Raw genomic sequence first — 1,918 nt, 5'->3', positions numbered from 1 at the left:
CAATCCCTCCCTAACCCTAACCATTAATCCTAATTCTTCCCATTCTAATTCTTCTTCCAATCCTTCCCATTCTAACAATTCCCACCCCAATTCTTCTTATCCCAACCTTTCCCATTCCAATCCTTCTTCCTCCAATGGAGATTCCTATACTTCTCCTTCTCTTTGTTTTAAAATCACAAAGGCAATCATTAAAGAATCTCTTGATACACTCTTTAATATAGAATGTGAAGGCTTTATTGAAAATCTAAACAATAATCTTTTAACCCAAGAAACGACAGAAACAATCAATTTCCATCCTCAAGTCTTAATAGACCAATTCGCAATCCTCTCTATTCATTCTTCTTCTTTGAATCAAACATTAGAATGGGATTTAGAAGATAATCCCTCTAACTCTAATCCCAATGCTCCCTCTCTTGATTCCTCTAACTCTCTTTCTTCTTTTAGCTCTAACCCTAATGCTTCTTCTTTAAATGCCAATTCCCTTTCTTCTAATCCCAATGCTTCTTTCTCTAATTCTCTTAACTCCTCTAATACTTCTAATTCTTCTTCTAATCCTCATTCTTTTTCCAACTCTAATACTTACAATTCCAATCCTAACTCCCCCTTTAATCCTTCCTCTCTTCTTAAAGAATACACAGGAATCCTTTCTTCTGTCCAATATCTTGGACTCAATCACCCAAGCACAAACAATCTCTTAAACACTCAAACACAAACTCCCAATTTAAACCATAAACATTTCTTCTCCTTTACACTTACTTCTCCTTTAATACGCTTAAAACTCAATCAAGCCAATAGAATCTATACCCATAAAAGTATCTTAGAGATTCTCCAAGAAGTCTTAGGATTCTATCAAGGATTCTTACATAAAACCCTAGACTTCTCTCATCTTCTTAATGCCTATCCTCCACAAGAATGGATTGCCCAATACCAAGAGAGTGATTTAGACTTTCTTACAAGAATCACACATAATGCAGGAATCTATTTCTATGAAGATTCCCAAACAATCTATTTCTATGATACCCACCAAACCACCAACACTAAAAGAGTAAAATATAATCCTAATCTCAATAATATTTTAAAAGAACCCTGCATTCATTCTTTTTTAAAAGAACAACATCTCTTTGCTAATGCCTTTACCCATTCTAGTCTTCTTGCAAACCACCCTTTAACTCCAAAGTCTCATAGCTCCCTAAAAGTAGAATATACAAAAGAAGATAAAAGAGCCAATCTCTATACACAACACTCCTATGAAGGCGCACATTCTTTTACGCAAGAGAATACCTTAAAAACTCCTCCTAATCTAAAAGAAAAAAGAACCTTACTCTTAAGAGAAACCCTCTTAGCAAAAAGCAATCTCTTTCCTCTTGCTTTAAATGAAAAGTTAGAGATACAAACTAAAGAGAATCTCTTAAGTGATTCTCTTTTAAAAGACTTTAGCATTCTTGCAATAGAACAAGTCTTCTTAGATTCTTCTGCTTTACTTAATACCCTAAACACACAAGATAATCTTCCTACTCAAGATTCTCATACTGCCCAAGCTTATTATAATACCCTAACACTTCTCCCAGACCCTTTTGTTTATACCCCTCCTTATCATTCTAAACCTAAAGCTCCAATGAATACACAAGGAATCGTAATAGGAGAGAACAAAGAGATTACCAATCAAAGAAATACAATCTATACAGATAAGTATGGAAGAATCCAAGTTAAAATTCATTGCTTTGCTAATCAAGAATTGCTTGATCAAAAAGAAGAATCTTCTTATAGCTCTTCTTTCTTAAGAGTAGCAACTCCTATTGCAAGTCATCATTCAGGATTCTTTCATATTCCAAGAGTAGGTGATGAAGTCATTATTTCTTTTTTAGATGATGATATAGATAAACCTTATGTGAGTGGGAGTTTGTATAATCAGAGTAAT

At 34.0% G+C, this 1,918-nt stretch carries 1 protein-coding gene; it reads left to right on the top strand.

The features are described from left to right. Positions 1-1,918, top strand: a 1,918-nt coding sequence (gene vgrG, locus LS69_RS09940; protein ID WP_138124652.1) for a type VI secretion system tip protein VgrG, incomplete at both ends; no start/stop codon positions are given.

The organism is Helicobacter sp. MIT 05-5294 (genome assembly GCF_000765675.1).
Classification (GTDB): domain Bacteria; phylum Campylobacterota; class Campylobacteria; order Campylobacterales; family Helicobacteraceae; genus Helicobacter_D.
Note: the sequence above shows the minus strand (reverse complement) of the source record. Positions and strands in the feature narration are given on the sequence as shown.